This window comes from uncultured Candidatus Thioglobus sp., assembly GCF_963981275.1.
Classification (GTDB): domain Bacteria; phylum Pseudomonadota; class Gammaproteobacteria; order PS1; family Pseudothioglobaceae; genus Thioglobus_A.
Genome location: NZ_CAXCCZ010000004.1, coordinates 18,862 through 44,579 on the forward strand (window position 1 = coordinate 18,862; position 25,718 = coordinate 44,579).

Consider the following 25,718-nt stretch of genomic DNA (forward strand, 5'->3'; position numbering starts at 1 on the left):
CTGGTTTATCTATGAGAAAATAGGATTTTTTAAAAAATAGTTCTTTATATTCTAATGAGTATTATAAATAAAATCTTATCTAAAATTGTCGGCTCTAGAAATGAGCGACTGGTTAAACAATTAAGAAAGACGGTTGACAGTATTAATGGATTAGAAGGCGATATGCAAGCTTTGAGTGACGATGAGTTGCGTGCAAAAACTCAAGAATTTAAAGATCGTTATACCGCCCAAGAATCGTTAGATGAATTATTAATTGAAGCATTTGCAGTGATGCGCGAAGCTAGTACGCGAGTATTGGGATTAAGACACCACGATGTGCAGCTTATTGGCGGCATGGTGTTAAATGATGGAAATATTGCGGAAATGGGTACAGGTGAGGGTAAGACCTTGGTTGCTACACTACCCGCCTATCTTAATGCGCTAAGTGGAAAAGGTGTTCATGTTGTGACTGTGAATGACTATCTGGCCGAACGCGACGCCCAATGGATGGGAAAAGTACTGGAGTTTTTAGGCTTAAGTGTTGGTATTGTTGCATCCAATAAGCCCCCAGAAGACAAGCAGGCGGCTTATGCATGTGACGTGGTATATGCTACTAACAACGAATTGGGCTTTGACTATTTACGTGACAACATGGCTTTTACCACTGATCAGAAAGTGCAGCGAGAGCTAAATTTTGCCATTGTTGACGAGGTGGATTCAATTTTAATTGATGAGGCTAGAACACCATTGATTATTTCCGGCCCTGCAGCAGACTATGCTGAAGTGTACAAAGCTATTAACCACATGATTCCTAATTTCTCCAAACAGACTGAGAGTGGTGAAGGCAAGGAAATTGTTGTGGAGGTAGCGGGAGACTACACAGTTGACGAGAAACACAAGCAGGTATTTTTAACTGACGATGGCCATTCAAAAGCAGAAAACTTATTGATTGATGCAGGCGCACTTCCCGAAGGTGCAAGCCTTTATGATGCGAGCAACATCTTATTAATGCAGCATATCAACTCTGCCCTTAGGGCGCACATCTTATTTCAAAAAGATGACCATTATATTATTGATGGCGATGAGATCGTTATTGTAGATGAATTTACTGGCAGAACAATGCCAGGTCGTCGCTGGAGTGAGGGCTTGCATCAAGCTATTGAGGCCAAAGAAGGTGTGAGTATTAAGAAGGAGAACCAGACGCTCGCTTCAATCACTTTTCAGAATTATTTTAGACTGTACGGTAAGCTATCTGGCATGACGGGTACGGCAGATACCGAGGCGGTTGAGTTCCAAGATATTTACGGTTTGGAGACGGTGGTAATCCCGCCTAACAAAATTTCAGAAAGAAATGACAAGACAGATCAGATTTACCTAACGCTGGAAGAGAAGTTGGAGGCTATCGCGAATGATGTTAGCAGTTGTCAGCAAACAGGACAGCCTGTATTAGTAGGTACAAGTAGTATTGAAAATTCAGAAGCAATTTCAACTTTACTGACTAATAAAAAAATCAAGCACGAAGTGTTAAATGCAAAACAACACGAGAGAGAGGCGATTATTATTGCTAATGCAGGTGCAATGGGCGCAGTCACTATTGCAACCAATATGGCGGGCCGTGGTACTGATATTGTACTAGGTGGCAAGTTGGTGGAGGATGCAACCGAGCAACAAAGACAAAGCTGGCAGATCGAGCATGATAAGGTGATTTCTGCAGGTGGATTGCATATTGTTGGTACCGAGCGCAACGAATCTCGTCGAGTAGATAATCAGTTGCGTGGTCGATCTGGTCGTCAAGGCGACGTGGGCTCAACACGTTTTTATTTATCACTAGAAGACAACTTGATGCGTATTTTTGCTAGTGAGAAAATGGCAACAATGATGCAAAGGCTGGGTATGGAAAAAGGCGAAGCTATCGAGCATAAGATGGTTAATCGAGCTATTGAAAATGCACAGCGTAAAGTTGAGGGCATGAACTATGATGCACGTAAGAATCTGCTTGAATATGATGATGTAGCCAACGATCAGCGTAAGGTTATCTATACATTGCGTGATGAGTTAATGGATACAAGCAATGTCCAGGATCGCTTTATTGACATCAGGAAGCAGGTGATTAAAGAATTATTTGCAGGCTATATTACAGTAGAACAAGCCGAAGAAGATTGGGATGTTGAGGGTTTGCATAGCGCCTTGAAAGCTGACTATAAAGCAGATTTTCCTTTACAGCAATGGCTGGATGAGGGTGTTGATGTTGACGAGTTGGAGAGCAGGATTGTTGAAGGCTTAGGTGCAATTTGTGACTACAAAGAAGGCATAGTTGGTGCTGAATCTATGCGTGGGTTTGAAAAAGCCGTTATGCTACAGACGTTGGACCATTATTGGAAAGAGCACCTGGCCGCCATGGACTATTTGCGACAAAGTGTTAATTTGCGAGGCTATGCTCAAAAAAATCCAACGCAAGAATATAAGCGCGAGTCTTTCGCTATGTTTACTGAGCTTTTAGAGACAATTGATATTGAAGTGGTTAAGTCCTTGTCAAGTGTTACTATCAACGAAAATACCGATGCTTCTGATGTTGAGCAGCAGGATAACGAGGCGGCTGAACCTCAGCATGAGGAGCTTGGTACAACAGGTGTTGATGATCATGAGGTAGAGGAGGCAGAGCAGCAAACTTATCAACGAGAAGATGAAAAAGTTGGGCGCAACGATCCTTGCCCTTGCGGATCGGGAAAAAAATATAAAAACTGTCATGGCTGACATAAAAACTGCCCAGTATTATATTGGGCTAATGTCTGGCACCAGTCTTGATGGGGTTGATGGCGTTATTGTTGATAGTGAAACTCAGAAAATAGTTAACCAGGCCTATCTGCCCTATCCAAAGCCGCTTAAGGACAGCTTGCACCGGTTAACCCAGAGTGGGCAAACCACCCTGCAAAATTTAGCTGAGATAGATATCCAAATAGCAGAAGTTTTTGCTAACACCGCCTCTAGTTTGATGGCCAGTGCAAAGTTCAATTCTGATCAGATTATTGCTATTGGGTCTCATGGTCAAACAATCTATCACCAGGGTGGTAAATATTCGATGCAAATTGCGCATGGTGCGTTAATTGCAGAAAAAACCAATATTACTACTGTGGCAGATTTTCGCATGCAAGATGTGGCTGCCGGCGGCCAGGGTGCGCCGCTTACCCCGATGTATCACCAGCATTTGCTCAATGGAAAGTCTGGTACCGTGGTTAATTTGGGTGGCATTGCAAACTTAACCCAGCTAACAATTAGCGCAGTAGCCGGCTTTGACACTGGACCGGCAAATACGCTATTGGATAATTGGATTAAACGAAATAAATCGTTAGATTATGACCGAGATGGCCTTTGGGCGAGAAGTGGATTTATTGATCAGAATTTGCTAGAAAAAATGCTGACAGACGCCTATTTTCAAAAAAATACACCTAAAAGCACAGGGCCAGAATATTTTAATCTTGAGTGGCTGGATAAGTACCTGACTGGTAATGAAGCCGCAGAAGATGTTCAAAGAACTTTATTAGAGCTAACAGCGCTGAGTATTTCCCACTATATTGAGGTGGGTGTTGATGTGTATTTGTGTGGAGGTGGGGCGCACAATACGTTTTTGGTTGAGCGCTTAATGTATTTAAACCCAGAGAGTGATATTACAGATACAGGTTTGTTGGGTGTTCACGTGGATTATGTTGAGGCTGCGGCCTTTGCTTTTTTTGCGCAACGCACAATAGCAGGACAGACTTCAAATTTAACCGAAGTAACGGGCGCAAAACAAACGAGAATATTAGGAGCAATTTATGCAATTTAAACTACTTCAGCCAGATGACTGGCATCTGCACGTACGCTCAGGCGAGGCATTAAAATCAGTTATAGGCATGAGCGCAAAACAAATGGCTAGAGCAATCATTATGCCAAATCTAACCCCGCCAGTGACCAGCGCAGAGCAGGCACAAGCCTACCGAAATGAAATCCTTTCAGCATTGCCAGCTGATACTGAGTTTGACCCTTTAATGGTTTTGTATTTAACTAATAACACCAGCGCAAAAGACATTGAGAGTGCGTCAAAAAGCCCTTTTGTTAAAGCGGCCAAGCTCTATCCTGCAGGTGCTACAACCAACTCTGATAGTGGAGTGACTGATATTAAAAATATTTACCCAGCATTGGAAATGATGAGCAAAACAGGTATGTTGCTCCTTGTGCACGGTGAAGTGACGCACGCTAATATTGATATTTTTGATCGTGAGTCAGTATTTATTGATCAAGTCTTAGCTCAAATTGTTAAAGATTTTCCAGAGCTTAAAATTGTTTTTGAGCACATCACCACGAAAGATGCGGTGGACTTTGTTTTGCAAGGTGATAAAAATATAGCGGCCACCATTACTCCTCATCACCTACTGGCAAATCGTAATGATATGCTGGTTGGCGGTATTCGTCCGCATTATTTCTGCTTACCCATTCTTAAACGTGAGAATCCTCATCAACTAGCTTTGCTCGATGCTGCCACTAGTGGAAATCCTAAGTTTTTTTTAGGAACAGATTCAGCGCCTCATGCTAAAGATGCCAAAGAGTCTGCTTGTGGTTGTGCGGGTATTTTAAGTGCGCATTGTGCAATTGAGCTCTATGCAACGGCATTTGAGTCTCAGAACGCATTAGACAAGTTAGAGGGGTTTGCCTCAATGTATGGTCCAGATTTTTATGGACTCCCAAGAAATACACGAACAATCACACTGTCTAAGCAAGACTGGGCGGTGCCAGAAAGCTATGAGTATGCAGACTCAACAATTGTACCGTTTATGGCAGGGCAAACACTAACCTGGAAGTTGATCTAGTCTCTGATTAAAGAAATCTTCAGCTATTTTAACATCGAGTTTGATTTGTTCTTTCAACTGATCAAAAGAGTCAAATTTCTGTTCCTCTCTGATTCTTTGCCTAAAGATGACACTGGCAAATTCTCCATAAACTGTCTGGTTAAAATTAAACAAAAACACTTCCAATAAGGTATTTTCCCCGTTGACGGTAGGCCTTTTTCCAATATTGCAAACGCCGTTAAAGGTTTTACCAGACAGAAGCACCTGTACGGAAAATACACCTAATACTGGGCTAATATTGCGTTTAATGGGGATATTAATAGTTGGAAAATTAATGGTTCTACCCAGCTGCTTGCCACGGGTTATTTTCCCAGAAATAGAGAATTCTCGTCCCAACATAGCTGAGGCCAATTTAAACTGCCCTTGTGATAGAAATTCTCTAATTTTTGAGCTGCTTGCTCGATGGCCATGGCACAGGACGCTTTGAGTGTTCTCAACATTGAATGTATGTTGTTGAGCAAAGGTTTGCAGTAGCTTAAAATCCCCTGTTCGTCCTGCGCCAAATCGAAAGTCATCGCCAATTAAGCAAAATTTCATGCCAAGCTGATCGAGCAAAATTTTTTGTATAAAGTCCGCGCCACTTAATCTAGAAAATTTTTGATCAAAGGCGATAATTAGGTGAGTATCCAGACCCAGTTTTTTTAGCAGTAGCTGCTTTTGTTTAAAGCTGGTCAATGTAGCCTGCTCTCGACCGAAAAAACTTTGTGGTGTTGGCGAGAATGAAATAAGTATAGAAGGCACGTTTAAGGCTTTTGCTTTTTTAACTAAATGTGAAATAATGTGCTGATGACCAACATGAACGCCATCAAAATTACCTATAGTAATCGCACTACTTGAGAGTTTTTTGAGGTTGTGTAGTCCGCGAATAATGTTCATATGGCTATTTTAATCTATTTATTCTCTCAAACTACTATGCGTTAAAGCTGTAATCTGAGAAAGGATCTTAGACACTGGTTTTGGCATGCCTAGCGTAATTTGATTAATAGGGTAAAACTGAGCACTACTAGAAGAGCATTGAACAGCAATAGGGCGTATGTGTAGGTGATAGTGAGTGAACGTATGTTTAAAAACTGGAAGCTGTTTAATAATAATGCCGGTGCGGTCAAACTCAAGCATAGACTGATTGATAGTGTGTGGCGTGTCTTCACACTCTGTCAAACTCCACAGCCCACCCCAAATCCCTTGGCTTGGTCTTTTTTGCAAATAAACCGAGCCTTTGTTGATGAACGCCAGCATAGCAATAGAGCGAGTAGGTTTAGATTTTTTTGGCTTTGGATTGGGGTATTCTCCCTGTGTTTGCTCTATGTTTGATTTACAGAGGTTGTGAAGTGGGCAGTGTTCACAATGGGGCTTTGAGCGTTTACACATTGTAGCGCCCAAGTCCATGATTGCTTGAGTGTAGTGATCAATACGGGCATCTGGTGTGTGATATTCGGCCAAGCTCCATAACTCTTTGAGTGTTGTATGTTGAGCGTAATGACCTTTGACTTGGTGCACTCTTGATAAAACTCGCTTTACATTGCCATCTAAAATAGCATGCTTTTGCTTGAACCCAAGCGCCAATATTGCGCCTGCAGTAGATTTGCCAATACCAGGCAGAGCAAGTGCCTGCTCGAAATTTTGAGGAAACAGCCCTTGATAGTCGTGACTAATAATTTTGGCAGCTTTATGCAGGTTTCTAGCTCTTGCATAATAGCCTAACCCAGCCCATTGGGCTAAAACTGCATCTTCTGATGCATTGGCCAAGCTATTAAGTGTGGGAAAGTGGTGAGTAAAACGGTTGAAATAATCAATGACAGTATTTACCTGGGTTTGCTGAAGCATAACCTCACTAAGCCAGATATGGTAGACATTAACTTGACTTTTTCGCCCTATCTGCCAGGGTAGGTTGGTACGTCCGTGAACATCAAACCAAGTCAGTAGCTGATCAGCAAGTGGTGACAATTTCTAACAGATTGCTTTAAAACAAAACCTGACCGGTTAACACCCATTTATTGGCATAATACAAAATAAAAATTAATACCAAGCCAAAGAAATAAGTGGAGATACACTGTTTAATGGTTTTAAAATCACACTGTTTTTGGCAGTTAGATTGTAGGTTAAATAAAATAAATAACGTCCAGGCTGTTGTTAGGGCGAGCACGAGGTAATTAATAATTGAAAGTGTTTCCATACTTTTATAGGCTGTGTTTGTCTGTAGATAATGAATGAACAAAAATCATACAGAAGGGTTAATTTTTAATGGGTTTTTAGGGTCAATGCCATCCATGAAGGGTTTGTTTACATCCTCATGAGTGGTTTGGTATACGCAACCAATCCAGTTGCTAATAATTTGTCGAGTGGCATCGTGCCAGGTGTTGTCTAAGGTTTGACTAATAAGACGTTCAGGGAAATCATTAATGCCAAATTCATTTGTCAGTAGCTTAGATTTGTACTCATTCAAGATGGCTTTATTTTGTTCGCCTAGGTAGTGTGCGGGAAAAATTGGATAGTCAGCACGAGAGCCTGACAGGTATAACATAATTTCACGCTTATACTCTTTAAGTAGGCTAATAGTGTCATATTCAGGGTGCCCCTGAAAAAACACAATACGCAGCAGGTCTTCACTTACACACAAATGCGCGCCAATATCACTATCAACCAAGATTTTAACGCCAGCAGCAGTAAACTGCTGTTTGGTGATCTCATTAAAACGTGAATGTGGCACATTAAAATTGGTATTAACACCGCTCACTAGCGGGTGGCTTCGATCTGCAATTTGATGTTTAAAAACGCCCCAGCATTTTTTGCCAATTGCTTGACGTTTTTGCTGATATCTAAACTCCATCACTGCATGAGTGGCCAAACAAGAGCACAAGGTTGAGGTAACTTTATTATATGACCAGTCAATAACCGTTTTTAGCTCCTCATAAAAAGGTGCTTTTTGCAAGTCGGCTTGCTCAACATGCGCGCCAGTGATAATAAGCGCATCTAGACCCTGAGACTTTATTTCATCAAAGCTTTGATAGTGCTCACTGATGTGTTGAGTGGCTTTATCACCACGTTCAATAGAGGGTAGAGTAAATGGGTGTAGGTAGAATTGTGCAATTTGATTAGAGTGGCCAATCAGGCGGAAAAACTGGCGCTCAGTTGCTTCTAGAGCGGCATCCGGCATCATATTAAGGAGCCCAATATGTAGTTCTCGAATCACCTGGTGGTTTGCCCGGTCTTTGCTTAAGACCGTCTCCCCTTCAGATTTTAATCGTGCAAAAGAAGGGAGTGTTGAGTGGGCAATTAAAGGCATTAGGACATGGCTCCTGCAATCAACTCAAGCACTTCGCTCGCCTGGCGACACTGGTACAGGTCTTCGCTATCAATCGTATAGCCATATTGCTGAGCAATATGCTCATACTTTGGCTTACGATGTTCTAAGAGTAGCGGAAATATCCAGCGCACAAAGTCATCTGGATTAATTTGTGCGACATAAGTTAGCTGATTCTCAGCCAAGTAAACGCCTAGCTGTTCTTGTAAAAACTCAGCCTGATAGTACAAAGGCTTGGGATGTGTTTGCGCGCGCTCTATAAGGGTACCTTCATTTTTGTCACTAGCGCGAATGTAGAGAATGATAGTGCGCTCTGCCAAAGCTTGATAAACTTTTTCATCATCTAGTTCGCACAAGGAGCCACCGGCATCGTTAATAAAATTGCCCACCCCTTGTTGCTCAGCTTTAGCGATAAAATCAGGCACATCTAGCATGGTACTAGCCTCTGCTTTGTTGAACAGGGCCTGCCTATGTGTAAATTCATCAATTGGTAGTCCGCCCAGTTCAGGGTTTCCAACTTTGCCTAAAAAGGCAGAGGCGGAAGATAGATTGTCAAAAGTAATATTATTTTTAATGCTAATTGATTCGTTATCTAGCAGGGATTTTAGCCATTCATCTTGTTTGACGCGATTGATGACGTTTTCCAGGATTGGATTATTTAGATACTCAGCGCCGATACGATAGTCGCCGGAATAATGAAAATACTGATCTTCTTTGGACAGGAGTTTTGCTAAATGCGTTTTGCCCACACCAGACATGCCTAGCAAGGTTAAGCGTTTTTGTTTGCTGTTTATAAATTCGTTAGCAGAGAGTTTCATGGGTTTGATTTTAACGCCAAACTTTTAACTATAGCAAGCCATCTGCTTTAAACATTTCACGAATGCCACGAATAGCTTGACGGGTTCGATGCTCATTCTCGATTAGACCAAAACGTACATATTGATCGCCATAGTCACCAAATCCAACGCCTGGAGAGACGCCAACCTTGGCTATTTTTAGCAGTTTTTTAGTAAACTCTAATGAGCCCATAGCTTGATAAGACTCAGGAATTTTGGCCCAAACAAACATGGTGGCTTTGGGCGGCGTTACTTCCCAGCCAATACTATTTAGGCCGCCACATAGTACGTCGCGACGATCTTGGTACATGTCTGATATTTCCTGAACACAGGTTTGATCACCCTCTAGTGCTTCAATAGCAGCCACCTGGATCGGGGTAAACATACCATAATCTAGGTAAGATTTTATTTTTGCTAAAGCGCCTACTAGCGTAGGATTGCCCACCATAAACCCGACACGCCAGCCCGGCATATTATAACTTTTTGAAAGTGAGAAAAACTCCACGGCAATATCTTTAGCGCCTTTGACTTGCATAATGCTAGGCGCAACATAGCCGTCAAAGGCGATATCGGCGTAGGCTAAATCTTGTACCACCCAAATCTCATGTTCTTTAGCAATTTTTATAACCTTTTCAAAAAACTCTAGCTCAACGCACTCGGTGGTTGGGTTAGATGGATAGTTAAGTACCAACATTTTTGGCTTTGGCCAGGTGTTTTTGATGGATCTTTCGAGCTCGGTTAGAAAGTCATCGTCTGGACCACAGGGTACATGTTGAATATCAGCACCCGCAATGACAAAGCCATATGGATGGATTGGATATGCCGGATTAGGTACCAATACGGTGTCACCTGCACCTACTACTGCCTGAGCTAAATTGGCCAGACCTTCTTTAGAACCGATAGTGACAATTGCCTCTGTTTCCGGATCGATGGTGACATCAAAACGGGTTTTATACCAGTTTGAGATCGCCTTACGTAAGCGCGGAATTCCGCGTGATGTGGAATATCTGTGCGTGTCTTTACGACGCGCCGCTTCAACTAGTTTTTCAACGATGTGATCAGGCGTTGGCTGGTCTGGATTACCCATACCAAAGTCGATAATATCTTCCCCACGCGCCCTAGCCTTTGATTTTAGCTCGTTGGTAACAGCAAAAACATAAGCAGGAAGTCGTTTAATTCTAGGAAAGTCGTCGTTCATGGTTTTTATTAATTAATTGCTAAAAGTTCAACATCGAAGACCAGAGTTGCATTTGGCGGAATAATGCCGCCTGCGCCCATTTCTCCGTAGGCCAACTGAGATGGAATGGTTAGCTTGCGTTTACCACCTACTTGCATGCCGTCAACACCCTGATCCCATCCAGGAATTACTTGGCCGACACCTAATTGAAAATTAAAAGGATCATTACGATCAACGCTTGAGTCAAACTTTTTTCCGTTTGTCAGCCATCCGGTATAGTGCATAGAAACGTGATCGCCCGCTTTACAAGCACTGCCTTCGCCTAATGTTAATTCTTCTATGATTAAGTCTGCCATAATTTTTCCTAATAAGTTAATGTAATATTGTAAGCGCTAAATTTTCTAATATTAAGCACGCCGCAATCTAGTATTAAATACTGACCCTTGATGCCTTTTAATGTACCTGAAATAACCGGTGTTTTATCAAAATTTAGGGAGCTAATTTTGCTGGGATATTCTACCACAGGGTAGTTTATCTCCAAAGCTTGATTGTCTAAAATCTGAGCGCCTGTGACTTTAATGGTATCTTGAATATGCTTAAGAAGCTCATCTTTTATTGGAATTAGATTAATGGCGCTAACCTCATTTTTGAGCATTTTTCGCCAATTAGTCTTGTCATTAACAAATTCTTTTAAAGACATCTCAAGCTCGCCAGATTTTAGTCGTGTATCTACCTCTAAAATTGGCACAGCGCTAATAGCGCCTTGATCTATCCATCTGCTGGGTATGTTGCTTTTGCGAGTAATGCCAACCTTAACACCGGAAGAATTAGCCAAATAAACAACATGAGGTGAGAAGCAATTGTTCAGGCCCCACTCTGGTTCTCGACAGCTGCCGAGATGGTAATGGCAAGTCTCGGGTTTCATAATGCATAGATCGCAGCAGGCTAGTTTTTGAGAGCAAGGGTAGCAATAGCCTTGAGAGTAGCTTTTGTTGGTTTTTTTGCCACAGTGGCCACAGTGGATAACATGGTTAAAACTTAGTGTGATTTCTTCACCCACCAAGTCATTCATATTTAACAGCCTTTGTCCAATAGGCAGTTGATATTGAGCAACCCCCTTATTAAGGTGGGCGTGCATCTTTTGGATTGAGCCGCTTAACTGCATGAGTGTTATTGCGTTAACAAATGCTGGACCTGTTGATATTTGTTGGCTGTTTTTTCAATAATATTTTGCGGCAGTTTTGGCGCTGGCGGAGTCTTATCCCAGTCTAGCGTTTCCAAATAATCACGAATAATTTGCTTGTCAAAGCTTTTTGGACTAGTGCCAACTTGATAATCTTGTGCTGACCAAAAGCGTGAAGAATCTGGCGTTAACACTTCATCCATCAGGGTTAGAGTGTTGTTTTCATCTAGACCGAATTCAAATTTAGTATCTGCAATAATAATGCCTCGTTCAAGTGCAAACTCCGCTGCAAATTGGTACAGTGCAAGGCTGGCTTGTTGGACCTGTTGTGCCATCTCTGTACCCAGGATGCTGATAGTGGTTTCAAAATCAATATTCTCATCGTGTTCGCCAACAGCAGCTTTGCTGGAGGGAGTGTAAAGAACATCTGGAAGTTTTTCTGCTAATTTAAGATTAGAAGGTAAGGCTATGCCACATATGCCACCGGTGTGTTGATAATCTTTCCAGCCTGAGCCAATGATGTAGCCACGAACAATTGCCTCAACCGCCAAAGGTTTTAGTTTTTTAACAATAATAGCGCGACCTTCAACTTGTTTAGCTTCTTGGTCACTTAGCACGCTGTTTAAGGGTTCGTGAGTTAAGTGGTTTGGAATGATGTGATTTGTTTTATCAAACCAAAAATTGGCTACAGACGTCAATACAGCGCCTTTTTTGGCAATGCCATCATCAAAAACCACATCAAAAGCACTTAAACGATCTGTGGTAACAATAAGCATTCTTTTGTCATCGATATCGTAAATATCCCTCACCTTGCCTTTTTGAATAAGAGGCAGGCTTAAATTGGTTTCAAATAGAGTTTCCACAGTAGTTTCCTTTGACGGTTGTTGCAATAAATATTAGACATATTTTAATCGATTGTCTGACTAGAAATTATGATAACTTTTGTCGTGGTAAAATAGATTATAAATTGCCATGCTGAAAAAAATACCTATTCTTATTGTGTTACTGAGCTTGAATGCGACTGCATCTCCACTCTCAGATGGCGCCCTACGTCTAATACAAATCGGCAATGAGATTGGTTCGCGTGATGTGGTACTCAGAGGGCAGTCATTGCTGTTAAAAGGCGCCTTTGACCTGAATGATTTTGACGCTATGTACGCGGCTTCAAAGCAGCTCAGACAGGGTAATGAGCTAATGGGATACAACCCCCAAGAGCAAGAGGCTAACAAAATTTTGATCAAATTGGTTCGCAGAAGTTATGATACGGCACTCTACGAGTATGCTTTGTATTTGCTTGATGGCGATCACGGCTTTATTAAAAATGAGTTTTTGGCGCTAAACCTGTTCGAAGAATCTTTCAAGACGCACGGAAATGCACAATCAGCCATGATGGCGGCCATTATTCGTAACGAGTCATTAGTGCCAGGCACTAAGAAAATAAGCCGAATTGATGAGCTTATTACTTTTGCAATCTTGAACAAGGTGGCGGGCGCCAAAGCTTACCAAGATCGTTATATTAAAAATGACTATTTGACAGACCTGACGCCTGAAAGTTGGCGCCGTTGGGTTAAGATGCAATCGTTATAGAGCAGCTAGAATTGTATTAACTTGCGCACGAAAGCTCCACAACTCTGAACGAGAAACTTTCAAGCGCTTAGGCAGCTTATAACTTAATGGGTTTTTACGCTCACCCTTAAAGCGCAACTCGTAGTGTAGATGTGCACCTGTAGATCGACCGGTTGAGCCAACATAGCCGATGACTTGCCCTTTTTTCACCGAGCCGCCTTTACGAAGATGACGAGCATATTTAGATAGATGTGCATAAACCGTGGTGTAATTGGCACCGTGTTTAATGATAATAGCCTTTCCAAGGGCGCCCTTCCAGCCTTTAAGCTTAACAACACCATCCGCAGTTGAAACAACAGGCGTTCCATGGTCAGCGGCATAATCTACAGCCCTATGTGGGCGGTAGGTTTTTAGAATAGGATGATAGCGTTTTAACTGAAACTTAGAGCTAATGCGTTTGTATTTCAGAGGTGCACTCAAAAAAGAAGAGTTGAGCGTGTAGCCATAGCGATTGTAATAACGGGTTTTGCCGCTCTTATCGGTGTGAGCAAAAGCCTCAATACGTTTATTACTCCCCTTGTAAATAATGCCAACGGGTTTTTTGGCGCCATTGGTAATAATAAAAAAACGATCGCCCTTATGCAAATCAGTGTCAAAGTCTAAATGCCACGATAGCGCCTCAACAACTGTATTGACCAGACTTAGCCCAAGCCCTGCTTTTTGCGCATCATAACCAAATGAATTGTTAATAACAATAGTGCTTACTAAAAGGGGGTCTAGGTTTTTTTTGCTCAGTTTGGGTGGATTGACAAAGCGAGTGCCAACTAACAACACCTCAAGTGATTTTTTGCTATGCGGGTAATAACTTAGCGATTTGAAGCGGCGATTGTTGTGCAAACGGAGAACAATTTTTTCGCCAATATTAAGCTGATTAAGCTGTTGATTTTTTTGATTAGCCGATAGCAAATTGACCAATAATCGGTTTGATAGACCGAGCTTTGAAAAGTATTTGCTTAGGGAGTCCCCCTGTTTAACGGTAAAGCGGTATTCACTATCCTGAGCAAAAGCAACTCTTATATTGAGTAGTAGAAAAAGCAATAGTGCACTGATTAGTAATCTACGCATAAGACTTGATAATTTTATCGGCAATGGCTCTCGCGCTTTGGTCATTATGTATTACTTCACTAAGCGTGCTTGGGTAGAAGTGTTCCGCTTCATTCAAGGTTTTTTCGATAACGGTTGAAATATCTAAAAAACTTATTCGACCTTTTAGAAAGCTGTCTACAGCAACTTCATTGGCCGCATTCATTGTGCCCATCGAGCTTCCGGACTGTTTTAGCGCCTCAAAGGCTAGGCGCAAGCAAGAGAATTTCTCAAAATCTGGCGTATAAAACTCTAGTGGGGAATTTTGTGTCAAATCTAATGACGGCACGCCTGATGCTATCCGGTTAGGATAACTCATGGCGTACGAGATGACTGAGCGCATATCGGGATTGCCAAGCTGTGATAAGGTTGAGCCGTCCTCAAAATAGACCGACGAGTGAATAATGCTTTGAGGGTGCATTACAACATCAATTTTTTCAGAGGACAAATTAAAGAGGTAGTGTGCCTCGATTACTTCTAGACCCTTGTTCATCATGGTGGCAGAATCTATTGATATTTTGCGACCCATTGACCAATTAGGATGGGCGCAAGCTTGATCTGGAGTAACGTTTACAAGTTTTTCAAGAGGTGTGTGCAAAAAAGGCCCACCACTAGCGGTGAGCTGGATTTTTTTCAAACCTGATCGACCGCCTTGCAGGCACTGAAAAATCGCACTATGCTCTGAATCAACAGGTACGAGTTCAGCCTGGTTATCTTTAACTGCCTGCATGAAAATATTACCAGCCAGTACCAAGGATTCTTTATTGGCAAGCATGATTCGTTTGCCCGCTTGGGCGGCGGCCAATGCTGAAGACATGCCGGCGGCGCCCACGATTGCTGCCATAACGTAGTCGGTTTGCGTATGAGAGGCGATTTCATCTAATGCTTTAGCACCTACCAAAACAACCGTCTTATCTTGAATTTGTTGAGTTAATTGAGCGGCAGCATTTTCATCGGTCATGACTACAAAGCTGGGTTGATATTTTTTACAAAGCTCCAGCATCTGTTGCCAGTTGGTGTGAGCGCTAATCGCAAATACATTAAATTGATCTGGATGCAGGTCAACAACTGCCAAGGTGCTTTTCCCAATTGATCCGGTGGCACCTAGTAGAGTAAGGTTTATCATATTAAGCCAAGACCCAGTAGAAAGAAGGGTGCAGCAGCCGTTAATGAATCGATACGGTCAAGAATACCGCCATGTCCTGGCAAAATATTGCCACTGTCTTTGATACCCGATGTACGTTTAAATAGACTTTCATAAAGGTCGCCTAAGACAGAAACGCTAGAAACCACTACAGCAAGTAGCAGATAGCCAGTATAAGCGTCAGAGGCAATATTCTGGTATTGTAAAAAAGCCAACATAATAATAACCGCAAGTACAATACCGCCAACAACACCCTCAATAGACTTCCCAGGGCTAACGTTTGGCGCTAGTTTGTGTTTGCCAAATGCTTTTCCAGCAAAATAAGCACCAGAATCTGCACCCCAGATTAGCAACATCAACAGGAGGAAATAGTCCCTGCTATAATCTGCGTGCAGATTTGTTAAAGCTACCCACATTGGCACTAATAGCATTACTCCGCCCATAACCCTAACAATGCCCGAGCCATACCAAGATTGAACATTATTAGGGTAGCTAATAACCCAATATAAATTTAACCCCCACCATGCAACAGATACCATTAAAACAATCTGTAAGTTTTGGGTATGCTCAGAGGCAACAACCGCGCAACCGACAATGCCAGCAGACACCAAGAGACGATAAAGTGGTTTTTCAATTTTGATAAGCTGTGCAAATTCCCAACCGCCAAGTGCAACAAACAATAAAAGTAGGTAGGAAAAATAATCAGTAGGCAGAGAGAAAATTGCCCAAATAAATAAAGGTGCCAGGATGAGTGCGGTCAAAATTCTTGGTAATAGCATTATTTTTCCTTGCGTGCGCCAAAACGGCGATCACGATGATTAAAGCTTACAATAGCTTTGTTAAGCTCAGTTTCGTCAAAATCTGGCCAGAGTGTATCGGTAAAGTAAAACTCACTGTAAGCAACGTCCCATAACAAGAAGTTGCTAATTCTAAGTTCGCCACTACTGCGAATTAGCAAGTCCACCATGGGTTCGTTTGCTAGTGACAAATAGTTTGAAAAGCTGTCAATGGTAATATCTTCAGGTTTAATGTCGCCATTGAGGGCCGCTTGGGCCGCTTGTCTGGCTGCTTGAACAATATCCCACTGGCCGCCATAGTTAGCAGCAATTACCAGTGTTAGTCCATTATTATTATCGAGCAGAGTTTGAGCTTCAGCAGCTGTTTTTTGCACATCTTCTGGGAATAGCGACAAGTCCCCAATGATTTTTAAGCGCACATTATGTTTGTTGAGTTTTTTAACTTCTTGCTTGAGAACGGTTAGAAATAATTTGAATAATAGTGACACTTCTTCAGTTGAGCGATTTTTGTTCTCACTACTAAACGCAAACAAAGTAAGGGTTTTAACACCCATGGCGCCACAAGCTTTGACCACAGTTCGTACAGCTTTAACACCTTGTTGATGACCAACAATACGCGGAAGACTGCGCCCAGATGCCCAGCGTCCGTTACCGTCCATGATGATTGCAATGTGCTTTGGGATATTCATAATAAGTCAGAATTATACCTATAGAGTCATATTTGGCCACATAACAAACTTTGAGAGGTAAAATTCATTTTTATGAGTTTAGCAAAAAGAATTATTCCTTGTTTGGATGTGCGCGATGGTCGCGTGGTTAAGGGTGTGCAGTTTGTAGACATTAAGGATGCCGGAGACCCTGTTGAGGTGGCCAAGGGCTACGATGAACAAGGCGCAGATGAAATTACCTTTTTAGATATTACCGCCTCACATGAAGGAAGAGACACCACCATTCACATGGTGGAGAGTATCGCTGAACAAGTGTTCATTCCACTAACTGTCGGTGGCGGTATTCGTAAGGCACAAGATGTACGCGCCATGTTAAATGCGGGCGCTGATAAAGTTGCAGTTAATTCGGCGGCTATTTTTGATCCAAAGCTAATTAACGAGCTTAGCAAACAATTTGGCTCACAATGTATTGTGATTGCTATTGATGCTAAAAAAGTCTCAAGCACGCCTAATAAATGGGAAATTTTTACTCATGGAGGGCGCAATCCAACCGGTATTGATGTGGTTGAGTGGGCGGTTAAAATGACTGAGGGTGAGCATGGTGCTGGAGAGGTGTTACTGACCTCTATGGATTGCGACGGTGTTAAAACTGGCTTTGACCTTGATCTTACAAAAGCGGTATCAGATGCGGTGGGCGTGCCTGTTATCGCTTCAGGTGGCGTGGGCAATTTAGAGCATCTATGCGAAGGCGTCTTAAAAGGCGGTGCCGATGCGGTTTTGGCAGCCAGTATTTTTCATTTTGGCGAATATACGGTAGAACAAGCAAAGCTAGCCATGCAAGAAAAAGGCATAGAGGTTCGACTTTAAAAGTTTAAATTCACCCCTGTAAGACATCTAAGTGTATTATTGGTTAAATTTTAAAAAAAAGGTTTTTATGAATTCCAAAAAAGAGCTGTGGGTTTTGTTAGCCTCTTTTGTGTTGCCAATTGTTTTTGGCACCGCTTTCTTCTATTTGAGCCCTGGGTCTTTCACTAAAAGCACGGTTAATTATGGCGAATTCGTTAACCCTGTTATTAGTACAGAAAATCAAGACATTGTCTTTAATGATGCCAAAAATGGAAGTCTTCAAGGGATTTGGACACTCACTTATGTGACCGATCGTTGTGAGCAGTCCTGTCAAAAAACACTTGAAGATATGAACACCATACGCATACTTACGAATGAAAATATGCGCCGAATCCAGAACCTGCTGCTAACCAGTGAGAATGTGAAAGGCATTAATCCAAAAGTGGCACTAGCTCGTGGTGGCGCTGATCTCATGCAAAAGTTAAAAAAATTCCCTAATAACCATCTATTTTTAATTGATCCCCTGGGAAATATCATGCTGCACTATAACCCTGAAGAGTTAAATATTAAGCTTGTAATCAAGGATCTACATCGTCTTTTTAAATATTCTCGTATTGGCTAATGGCTAAAAAATCTATGGTTTCAATTTCCAACTTGCTAGATCTTTGCAAACTTAAAGTGGTTGCGTTAATTCTTCTAACGGCAATTGTGGGTATGTTTTTGGCAGTTCCTGCGCCTTACTTTCCGGAATGGACGCTGGTTTTGAACGCGTCAGCCGGCATTGGTATGGCTGCCGCTTCGGCCGCTGTATTTAATCACGTGGTTGATGAAAAAATTGATATGCAAATGTCACGAACTGACCAAAGACCCTTGCCACAAGGAAAGGTTAGTCGTCATCAAGCGTTAATTTGGGGTGTGTTGTTAGGAGTGGCTGGCCTCGGTATATTGCAATTATTCGTCAACACCTTGACCATGATCTTAACCTTTGCATCATTAATTGGTTACGCAGTAATTTACACTTTGTATTTAAAACGTGCCACGCCACAAAATATTGTAATAGGAGGTGCGGCGGGTGCGGCACCTCCTGTATTAGGGTGGACGTCTATAACCGGTGGACAAAATATTGAGTTTGCACTACTCTTATTTTTGATTGTTTTTATTTGGACGCCACCGCACTTTTGGGCGCTGGCAATACACAGAGTTAAGGAGTATGAGAAGGTTAACATCCCAATGTTGCCGGTTACTCATGGTCTAGCCTACACCAGAATGCAAATTCTACTGTATACAATTTTGCTGGTGGTGGTCACAATTTTGCCTTATCTTACAGGTATGTCAGGACTGATTTATTTAGCTGCCGCTTTGATTTTAGGGGTTATTTTTCTATGGTATGCCATTAGTATTAATAGCCGGCCTAAGGATGTAAAAATTGCCTGGAATACATTCACTTACTCGATTAATTACCTAATGCTGATCTTTCTTGCTCTACTGGTAGATCATTATTGGCTTATTACTTTATAGGCTAAAAAGGGAATATTTTGAAAGGGTTGGGTCAAGTATTTAAGGCAGTAGCCTCAGCCATGATTGGTGTTGGCAAAAAAGAAAATTTAGCCAAAGACTTTGAGCGAACAGAAAAACAAGGCCCGTGGCCGTATATTGTTGTTGGTTTGGTGATGACAGCTGTTTTTATTGCAGTGGTTGTTGCCGCTGTTAAGCTTGCAATAGCTGCCTAAACATTTTAATCTAAAATTTCAATAATTAGATTTGGTGTAAAAGGTAAATCGGATGCAAGAGATGTCTAGTAAGTAGAGTAGCTGAACTCGAGATTAAAACTGATAGACTCTAAATTTTATTGTGGTCAAAAGGATTCTTTTTTGAATACTCTATGAATTAGAATAACAATGCTTAATAGTAACAATAGGGCAACCGCATTGTGCAGTACAGCTATCGTCATTGGCAGTGATAGCATGACATTTAAAATGCCCAATAATACTTGGGCGATCAACAATCCCCATACTAGCATCAGATTGTCTTTTAGGCGCGCATAGCGTCCCAATAAAACTAACAACAGGGGTATTAAAATAGTGACTACCAAGGCGCCCATGCGGTGCATCATCTGAATGGCAGCGCGCGCTTGATTCTCTAATACGCCGTACTCGTAGTTGTATTCTGAACCAATAGGACCGAAATAGAATGCTTTGGAGAAATCCATATTTGGCCACCAGGCATCTAAACAGGTTGGAAATTGGTCTCCACAAGAAAGTGCTGCGTAATTAGTGCTGGTCCAACCACCAAGGATAACTTGCACACTAAGTGCAAACAAGACAAGCAAAAGCAGATATTTGTGTCGTTTTAGAATGTGACGATCGATAAGGGTACGCCTATTTTGATTGAGATATAGCCAGACGAGTAAGGCGCTGGTAATAAAGCCACCAACAAGGTGTGTGGTGACAATACCGGGGTGAACCATTAAAGTGACTGTCCACATTCCAAAGGCGCCTTGCAGCATTACGAATAACGCGGTAAAGCTTGGGAGCACCATAGATTGAGCGTGTGGCGTTTTGCCTTTTAAAGCCAGGAGCCACAGTATAAGGATAAATAGCCCCAAAGTAGAGGCGGCGTATCGGTGGAGCATTTCTTTCCAACCTTTAGCCACCTCAAGTGGGCGCTCATAGCCTTCAATCTGAGTGCCATCAGCCATGTCAGGGACAATAATTTTCCCATAACAACCAGGCCAGTCTGGACATCCCAGGCCAGCATCGCTTAATCTGGTATAGGCGCCAAGCACAACCACTATCAAGGCGAGAATAATTGAAGATACTAGTAATTTATTGTACATAGGCTAGTTTTTTTTTGCGAAAAAAAACATCAGACCGACAACCAACCGGACTGATGTTTAGAAAGAAAGTCTGGATTAATCTATACTGCCAATCATTTCCTCATAGGCGTGCCATGTAGCATGAGCCAATACAGGAATAATAATTATAAGGCCAGAAAAGTAAGGGGTTAGCAAGCCAGCAGTTACAGCGGCACCTACGAAAACAATCCAAGGAATCATTACTAGGGCATTTTTTGAAGTCGCACTTAAGCTAGTGCTGATTGCTGTAAATGGGTCTACATCTTGATCGTGAACCATTGGGAATGCAAACCAACTAATCATAAATGTAACTAATGCTAATGATAAAGTGAAAACTGAATAGGCAATCACAAAGCCCATGTTAGTGCCATTGGCAAAGTCAGCCATAATATTTTGAATTATGCTTTGATCGGTGTTAACAATATTTAGCGCGCCAGCAGTAAATACCGTATAAATCAACGGAGAAAACACCATCCAGGCAACAGCTACTAGCATCAGCACAATTGACAAGAAGATTGAAGGGCATGACCCGTTTGATTTAATTGACGCTCCTAATACGTTACTAATAGTGGGTTTTTCCCCGTTAGAAATTTTTCTAGATACATCATAAAGGCTGATAGCAGAAATAGGTCCCAGTACTAAAATAATCATAGCAACTAGTGGTACGGCAACGTCATGTAGCGAGCTAGATTGCGCCAGGAATGTCCATAAGTTGTAAACTACCAAGGTAAACAAGCCCCCGTAAAAAACAGCCAACTTAGGGCAAGTCATAATGTCAGTAAAAGCCTTACTAATCCAGATGACTGGAGATCCTAGCCCAATACGATTGATGGTTGCCTTTTTCCCTGTGTTCTTTTGCATTCTAACTGTTTGGACTAATGCCATTTTTTCTCCCCCGTGAAATTAATACTAGCTCATTAAAACATTCATTTTCCGGCTTGTCAAGAATATTATAAAACCTTGATCTAAATAATGGATTTTTTTCTAAAAATATGTTAGAAAGTTAAAAAAATATAGTATGATTGCTTTAAATTTTTTGATCAGTTTGGCATTTTATGCAAATGATTGCTTTTATCTGGGGGGATATATGAGCAAATTATCAAGAGTTGTGGCCTCGTCTACAGCACTAATTTCTACAGCAGTATTTTCAGAATACGGCTTAAATATGACTGAAGGTGTTACGTCAGTCAGTCGAGATATTTACGGATTACACATGATGGTTTTTTGGATCTGTGTTGCAATCGCAATCATCGTATTTGGTGTCATGGCATACTCTTTGTATACGCATCGAAAATCTAAAGGATTTAAGGCCGCAAACTTTCATGAAAGCACCAAGGCTGAATTTTTATGGACCGCCATCCCAGTTATTATCTTAATAGTTATGGCGATACCAGCTTCTAAGGTATTGATTGATTTGGAGGACACCTCTAAGGCGCAGATGACCATCAAGATTACTGGCCATCAGTGGAAGTGGCAATATGACTACCCAAAAGAAGGTATTAGCTTTATTTCTAATTTGGCTAAAAGCTCAAAAAACTCGTTGAAAAGTGATACAAAACCTCAACATTATTTACTGGAAGTAGATAAGCGCTTAGTATTGCCAGTTGACACCTCTATTCGTTTTTTAATTACATCAAACGATGTCATTCATAACTGGTGGGTTGCAGAGTTTGGTGTTAAACAAGATGCCAATCCTGGTTTTATCAATGATGCTTGGGCTCAAGTTGACAAAATTGGCGTTTATCGTGGTCAGTGTGCAGAGTTGTGTGGCAAAGATCATGGCTTTATGCCTATTGTTGTTGAGGTGGTGTCCAAGGCGGATTATGCTGCATGGGTTGCCAAAGAGCAGGCGAGCGCTGCCGCCGCTGTTGCTAGTGCTACCAAAACCTGGTCTAAAGCAGAATTAATGACCAAAGGCAAGAGTGTTTATGAGGCTAATTGCGCAGGCTGTCACAAGATAGATGGCTCTGGTATACCACCAATCTTCCCAGCTATGAAGGACTCTGTTATTGCAAATGGACCGGCATTAGAACATATGAAAATTGTATTACATGGCAAGGGTGGCATGCCAACATTCAAAATGTTGGGTGATTCAGACCTAGCCTCGGTAATTACTTATGAGAGAAACGCTTTTGGTAATACTGGCAGCGTGGTTCAACCTTCAGATGTTAAGTCTGTACGTTAATTAAAGGAGAAATATTATGACAACAGTAACAGCCTCTCATGACGAACATCATCACGGACCCGAAAAAGGTTTAATGCGATGGGTTAAAACCACAAACCATAAAGACATAGGTACGCTTTACTTGTGGTTTGCCTTTGTTATGCTACTTATTGGTGGCGCCCTAGCAATGGGTATTCGTATGGAACTTCTACAGCCTGGACTACAGCTAATGGAGCCACAGTTTTTTAATCAATTGACCACCATGCACGGTTTGATTATGGTGTTTGGCGCAATTATGCCGGCATTCGTTGGTCTAGGTAATTGGCTAATTCCAATGATGGTTGGTGCACCTGATATGGCACTACCGCGTATGAACAACTGGTCTTTTTGGATTCTACCGTTCGCAGGCGGTATTTTGTTAAGCACATTCTTTATGGAAGGTGGCGCGCCAGCATTTGGCTGGACATTCTACGCACCTTTGTCAACAACATTTGCGCCCGATAGCACAGACTTCTTTATTTTTGCAGTGCACTTACTGGGATTTTCATCCATCATGGGTGCAATTAATATTATTGCCACGGTGCTTAATATGCGAGCGCCTGACATGAAGTTGATGGATATGCCGTTGTTTGTTTGGACGTGGTTAATTACTTCATTCTTACTGATTGGTGCAATGCCAGTTTTAGCCGGCGCAGTAACAATGATGCTAACGGATCGCAACTTTGGTACCGCATTTTTTGATGCAACAGGTGGCGGAGATCCGGTTATGTTCCAACATATTTTCTGGTTCTTTGGCCATCCAGAAGTATATATTATGATTCTGCCAGCGTTTGGCGTGGTGTCGCACATTATTCCAACTTTCGCGCGCAAGCCGTTATTCGGTTACTCTTCTATGGTGTACGCAACAGCGTCGATTGCTTTCTTGTCGTACATTGTATGGGCTCACCATATGTTTTTAACGGGTATGCCAGTCGCTGGTGAGTTGTACTTTATGTACGCCACCATGCTCATTGCGGTGCCCACAGGCGTTAAGGTTTTTAACTGGGTCTCAACCATGTGGCGAGGCTCAATGACATTTGAAACTCCGATGTTATGGGCGATATCATTTGTATTTTTATTCACAATTGGTGGCTTCTCAGGACTGATGCTGGGTATTGCGCCAGCCGATATTCAATATCATGATACTTATTTTGTAGTTGCACATTTTCACTATGTACTTGTAACAGGTGCATTGTGGGCAATTATTGCAGCAACATTCTACTGGTTGCCTAAATGGACTGGAAAAATGTATAACGAAGGTTTGGCGAAAGTGCACTTTTGGTGGGCGGTTATTTCAGTAAACGTTCTGTTTTTCCCTCAACATTTCTTAGGTCTTGCTGGCATGCCAAGACGAATTCCAGATTACGCACTACAATTTGCAGACTTTAACTTTATCTCGTCAATTGGTGGTTTTGCGTTTGGCGCGTCATTTATATTGTTCACCTACATTATTGTTGATTGTATTCGTAACGGTAAGCCAGCAACTGCAAGACCGTGGGAAGGCGCTAAAGGTTTGGAATGGACGTTGGCAGCTAAAGCTGAATACCATAGCTTTAACACACCACCTTCAAAAGAGCTAATTAAATCGGAGTCTCAACACTCTTAATGGATGATCGAAATAAGAATGTTATGATCACAGCAGTGGTTGTTGGCGCAATAGCAATAGGAGTGTTTGTGGCGACCATTATGTTTTATGGCTGACGACTTTCGAGCAAAAAGAAGGATAAAAACATCGTTTTGGGTGAAGTTAGTATCGACACCTATCTTAATGTTTGTTTTTGCGATGTTTGTCATGCCGCCAATTTACGATGTTTTTTGTGAAATAACGGGGTTTAATGGCACAACTGGACGAGTAGACAGTGATCAACAATACAAGGTTGAAAAAGATAGAAAGATCGAAGTTAGTTTTTTTGCGATGACCATGGGCGGTTTTCCTGTTCAATTTAGCCCCAAGGTTCATTCAATGGAGGTGATACCTGGGAAATTTTATACAACCAGTTATCTTGCAAAAAATAACACCGATCAAGTGGTTATTGGTCAAGCGGTTCCAAGTGTTGCGCCGACAGATGCTGCACTACATTTTAAGAAATTAGAATGTTTTTGCTTTAATAGACAGGTGTTTAAGCCACACGAAGAGCTTGAAATGACACTAAGATTTGTCGTGGAGCCAGAATTAGATGAGCGAATACAAGATATAAGCTTGTCATACAACTTTTTTAAACTTGATAGTTAAAAAATGAGGGAGAGAAAATGAGTGAAAAAGAATACTATATCCCAAATGGGACATATTGGCCGATTATTGGGTCTGTCGGAATTTCAACTTTACTGGTAGGCTTTGCTAACCAAATGCATGGGGCTAGCTGGGGAGCTTCAGTTATGGCGCTGGGCTTTGCAATCACTGTTTTTATGTTATTTGGATGGCTTGGCCAAGTGGTTAGTGAAAGTGTTAATGGTCAATATAATCAGCAAGTAGACAGGTCTTTTCGTTGGGGCATGAGCTGGTTTATTTTCTCAGAGGTAATGTTCTTCGCGGCCTTTTTTGGCGCCTTGTTCTATGCACGAGCATTAAGTGTTCCTTGGCTGGGTGGTGCAGATAACAATCTCTTTACACCTGAATTGTGGAATGGTTTTAGCGCAACCTGGCAGCAAATTGCCTTTACTACGCCAGGCACAACACTGCAATCAGGCACAGCCATTTCAATTCCTACCAAACTTGTCGATGCAACAGGATTGCCGGCACTAAACACAATTTTGCTGCTACTTTCAGGTGTGACACTTACCTTTTCCCATCACGCATTACGAAGCAGTAAGCGTAATCAAGTAATTGGGTGGTTAATAGCAACAATTGCACTAGGATCTGCTTTTTTAGGTTTTCAAGTTGCAGAATATGGACATGCGTATGCAGACGGACTTAAGCTAACCTCAGGTATTTACGGCTCTACTTTTTATATGCTCACCGGTTTTCACGGATTTCATGTAACACTCGGCGCCATTATGTTGACTGTTATCTTGTTTAGAGTGCAAAAAGGCCATTTTACCGCTGACAATCACTTTGCTTTTGAAGGAGTTGCGTGGTATTGGCATTTTGTGGATGTTGTTTGGCTCGGGCTATTCGTATTTGTATACTGGGTTTGAATA

The 25,718-nt window shown here is 41.8% G+C and carries 26 protein-coding genes; 12 read left to right on the plus strand and 14 right to left on the minus strand.

Annotation, left to right across the window (positions count from 1 at the left end; all coding sequences use genetic code 11):
- The first annotated feature begins 54 nt into the window (after positions 1-54).
- The 3 genes from secA to pyrC are packed head-to-tail and all read left to right on the plus strand — an operon-like array spanning position 55 to position 4,823.
- Positions 55-2,733 (plus strand): preprotein translocase subunit SecA, encoded by a 2,679-nt coding sequence (gene secA / locus ABNR88_RS01225; protein ID WP_291925554.1) that lies wholly within the window; start codon positions 55-57, stop codon positions 2,731-2,733.
- Positions 2,726-3,802, plus strand: a complete 1,077-nt coding sequence (locus tag ABNR88_RS01230) for an anhydro-N-acetylmuramic acid kinase (RefSeq protein ID WP_291925556.1) — start codon at positions 2,726-2,728, stop codon at positions 3,800-3,802. Before secA ends, ABNR88_RS01230 begins: the two co-directional genes overlap by 8 nt.
- A complete protein-coding gene (gene pyrC / locus ABNR88_RS01235; RefSeq protein WP_291925558.1) occupies positions 3,792-4,823 on the plus strand; it encodes a dihydroorotase in 1,032 nt (343 codons plus the stop codon). The genes ABNR88_RS01230 and pyrC overlap by 11 nt, the downstream gene beginning before the upstream one ends.
- On the opposite strand, the gene ribF is transcribed toward pyrC, so the two are convergent.
- The 8 genes from ribF to ABNR88_RS01275 all read right to left on the minus strand — a co-directional run bounded on the left by ribF (position 4,803) and on the right by ABNR88_RS01275 (position 12,222).
- Entirely contained in the window at positions 4,803-5,738 is a 936-nt protein-coding gene (ribF, locus tag ABNR88_RS01240; RefSeq protein ID WP_291925562.1) for a bifunctional riboflavin kinase/FAD synthetase, read from the minus strand. The genes pyrC and ribF overlap by 21 nt on opposite strands.
- An 18-nt stretch (positions 5,739-5,756) precedes the next feature.
- The gene (mutY, locus tag ABNR88_RS01245; protein WP_291925564.1) at positions 5,757-6,806 is read right to left on the minus strand and encodes an A/G-specific adenine glycosylase; all 1,050 of its coding nucleotides are present in this window, start codon (positions 6,804-6,806) and stop codon (positions 5,757-5,759) included.
- Between the two features lie 274 nt (positions 6,807-7,080).
- Positions 7,081-8,145 (minus strand): homoserine O-succinyltransferase, encoded by a 1,065-nt coding sequence (locus tag ABNR88_RS01250; protein WP_291925567.1) that lies wholly within the window; start codon positions 8,143-8,145, stop codon positions 7,081-7,083.
- On the minus strand, positions 8,145-8,981 hold the full coding sequence (locus tag ABNR88_RS01255) for an ATPase (protein ID WP_291925568.1): 837 nt from the start codon (positions 8,979-8,981) through the stop codon (positions 8,145-8,147). Before ABNR88_RS01255 ends, ABNR88_RS01250 begins: the two co-directional genes overlap by 1 nt.
- A gap of 28 nt (positions 8,982-9,009) precedes the next feature.
- Entirely contained in the window at positions 9,010-10,197 is a 1,188-nt protein-coding gene (alaC, locus tag ABNR88_RS01260; RefSeq protein ID WP_348669822.1) for an alanine transaminase, read from the minus strand.
- 8 nt (positions 10,198-10,205) lie between these two features.
- Complete coding sequence (locus ABNR88_RS01265) at positions 10,206-10,532, minus strand: FKBP-type peptidyl-prolyl cis-trans isomerase (RefSeq protein ID WP_291925574.1); 327 nt, start codon at positions 10,530-10,532, stop codon at positions 10,206-10,208.
- A gap of 8 nt (positions 10,533-10,540) precedes the next feature.
- Positions 10,541-11,341 carry a DUF2797 domain-containing protein gene (locus tag ABNR88_RS01270; protein WP_291925577.1) on the minus strand — a complete coding sequence of 267 codons (801 nt, stop codon included), beginning with the start codon at positions 11,339-11,341 and terminating at the stop codon, positions 10,541-10,543.
- A 5-nt stretch (positions 11,342-11,346) separates the two neighbouring features.
- Entirely contained in the window at positions 11,347-12,222 is an 876-nt protein-coding gene (locus tag ABNR88_RS01275) for a phosphoribosylaminoimidazolesuccinocarboxamide synthase (protein ID WP_291925580.1), read from the minus strand.
- 109 nt (positions 12,223-12,331) lie between these two features.
- Between ABNR88_RS01275 and ABNR88_RS01280 the strand changes: the two genes are divergently transcribed.
- Entirely contained in the window at positions 12,332-12,946 is a 615-nt protein-coding gene (locus tag ABNR88_RS01280) for a hypothetical protein (protein ID WP_291925583.1), read from the plus strand.
- Here ABNR88_RS01280 and ABNR88_RS01285 read toward each other — a convergent pair.
- From ABNR88_RS01285 to uppS, 4 genes are read right to left on the minus strand one after another with little or no spacing between them, the layout of a single operon-like run.
- Entirely contained in the window at positions 12,941-14,050 is a 1,110-nt protein-coding gene (locus ABNR88_RS01285; protein WP_348669824.1) for a peptidoglycan DD-metalloendopeptidase family protein, read from the minus strand. The genes ABNR88_RS01280 and ABNR88_RS01285 overlap by 6 nt on opposite strands.
- Positions 14,043-15,194 carry a 1-deoxy-D-xylulose-5-phosphate reductoisomerase gene (dxr, locus tag ABNR88_RS01290; RefSeq protein ID WP_348669825.1) on the minus strand — a complete coding sequence of 384 codons (1,152 nt, stop codon included), beginning with the start codon at positions 15,192-15,194 and terminating at the stop codon, positions 14,043-14,045. Before dxr ends, ABNR88_RS01285 begins: the two co-directional genes overlap by 8 nt.
- Positions 15,191-15,991 (minus strand): phosphatidate cytidylyltransferase, encoded by an 801-nt coding sequence (locus ABNR88_RS01295; RefSeq protein ID WP_291925592.1) that lies wholly within the window; start codon positions 15,989-15,991, stop codon positions 15,191-15,193. The genes dxr and ABNR88_RS01295 overlap by 4 nt, the downstream gene beginning before the upstream one ends.
- Complete coding sequence (gene uppS / locus ABNR88_RS01300; protein WP_291925593.1) at positions 15,991-16,698, minus strand: polyprenyl diphosphate synthase; 708 nt, start codon at positions 16,696-16,698, stop codon at positions 15,991-15,993. Before uppS ends, ABNR88_RS01295 begins: the two co-directional genes overlap by 1 nt.
- 72 nt (positions 16,699-16,770) lie before the next feature.
- Between uppS and hisF the strand changes: the two genes are divergently transcribed.
- From hisF to ABNR88_RS01320, 4 genes are all read left to right on the plus strand, one after another.
- On the plus strand, positions 16,771-17,544 hold the full coding sequence (gene hisF, locus ABNR88_RS01305) for an imidazole glycerol phosphate synthase subunit HisF (RefSeq protein WP_291925595.1): 774 nt from the start codon (positions 16,771-16,773) through the stop codon (positions 17,542-17,544).
- A gap of 67 nt (positions 17,545-17,611) precedes the next feature.
- Positions 17,612-18,145: a hypothetical protein gene (locus tag ABNR88_RS01310; protein ID WP_291925598.1), complete on the plus strand. Its 534-nt coding sequence runs from the start codon at positions 17,612-17,614 to the stop codon at positions 18,143-18,145.
- Entirely contained in the window at positions 18,145-19,041 is an 897-nt protein-coding gene (gene cyoE / locus ABNR88_RS01315; protein WP_291925600.1) for a heme o synthase, read from the plus strand. The genes ABNR88_RS01310 and cyoE overlap by 1 nt, the downstream gene beginning before the upstream one ends.
- Positions 19,042-19,058: 17 nt before the next feature.
- Positions 19,059-19,253 carry a DUF2970 domain-containing protein gene (locus ABNR88_RS01320; RefSeq protein WP_291925602.1) on the plus strand — a complete coding sequence of 65 codons (195 nt, stop codon included), beginning with the start codon at positions 19,059-19,061 and terminating at the stop codon, positions 19,251-19,253.
- Positions 19,254-19,378: 125 nt separating this feature from the next.
- Here ABNR88_RS01320 and ABNR88_RS01325 read toward each other — a convergent pair whose 3' ends face one another.
- A complete protein-coding gene (locus ABNR88_RS01325) occupies positions 19,379-20,359 on the minus strand; it encodes a COX15/CtaA family protein (RefSeq protein WP_291925603.1) in 981 nt (326 codons plus the stop codon).
- A 75-nt stretch (positions 20,360-20,434) separates the two neighbouring features.
- Positions 20,435-21,262, minus strand: a complete 828-nt coding sequence (locus ABNR88_RS01330) for a DUF2189 domain-containing protein (protein WP_291925605.1) — start codon at positions 21,260-21,262, stop codon at positions 20,435-20,437.
- 202 nt (positions 21,263-21,464) lie between these two features.
- Here ABNR88_RS01330 and coxB point away from each other — a divergent pair, with 202 nt between their 5' ends.
- The 4 genes from coxB to ABNR88_RS01350 all read left to right on the plus strand — a co-directional run bounded on the left by coxB (position 21,465) and on the right by ABNR88_RS01350 (position 25,715).
- On the plus strand, positions 21,465-22,562 hold the full coding sequence (gene coxB / locus ABNR88_RS01335; protein ID WP_291925607.1) for a cytochrome c oxidase subunit II: 1,098 nt from the start codon (positions 21,465-21,467) through the stop codon (positions 22,560-22,562).
- A gap of 16 nt (positions 22,563-22,578) precedes the next feature.
- The gene (ctaD, locus tag ABNR88_RS01340; RefSeq protein WP_291925609.1) at positions 22,579-24,186 is read left to right on the plus strand and encodes a cytochrome c oxidase subunit I; all 1,608 of its coding nucleotides are present in this window, start codon (positions 22,579-22,581) and stop codon (positions 24,184-24,186) included.
- 87 nt (positions 24,187-24,273) lie between these two features.
- Positions 24,274-24,813, plus strand: coding sequence for a cytochrome c oxidase assembly protein (locus ABNR88_RS01345; protein ID WP_291925611.1), 540 nt, complete (start codon positions 24,274-24,276; stop codon positions 24,811-24,813).
- A gap of 17 nt (positions 24,814-24,830) precedes the next feature.
- A complete protein-coding gene (locus ABNR88_RS01350; protein ID WP_291925613.1) occupies positions 24,831-25,715 on the plus strand; it encodes a cytochrome c oxidase subunit 3 in 885 nt (294 codons plus the stop codon).
- Positions 25,716-25,718: the final 3 nt, after the last annotated feature.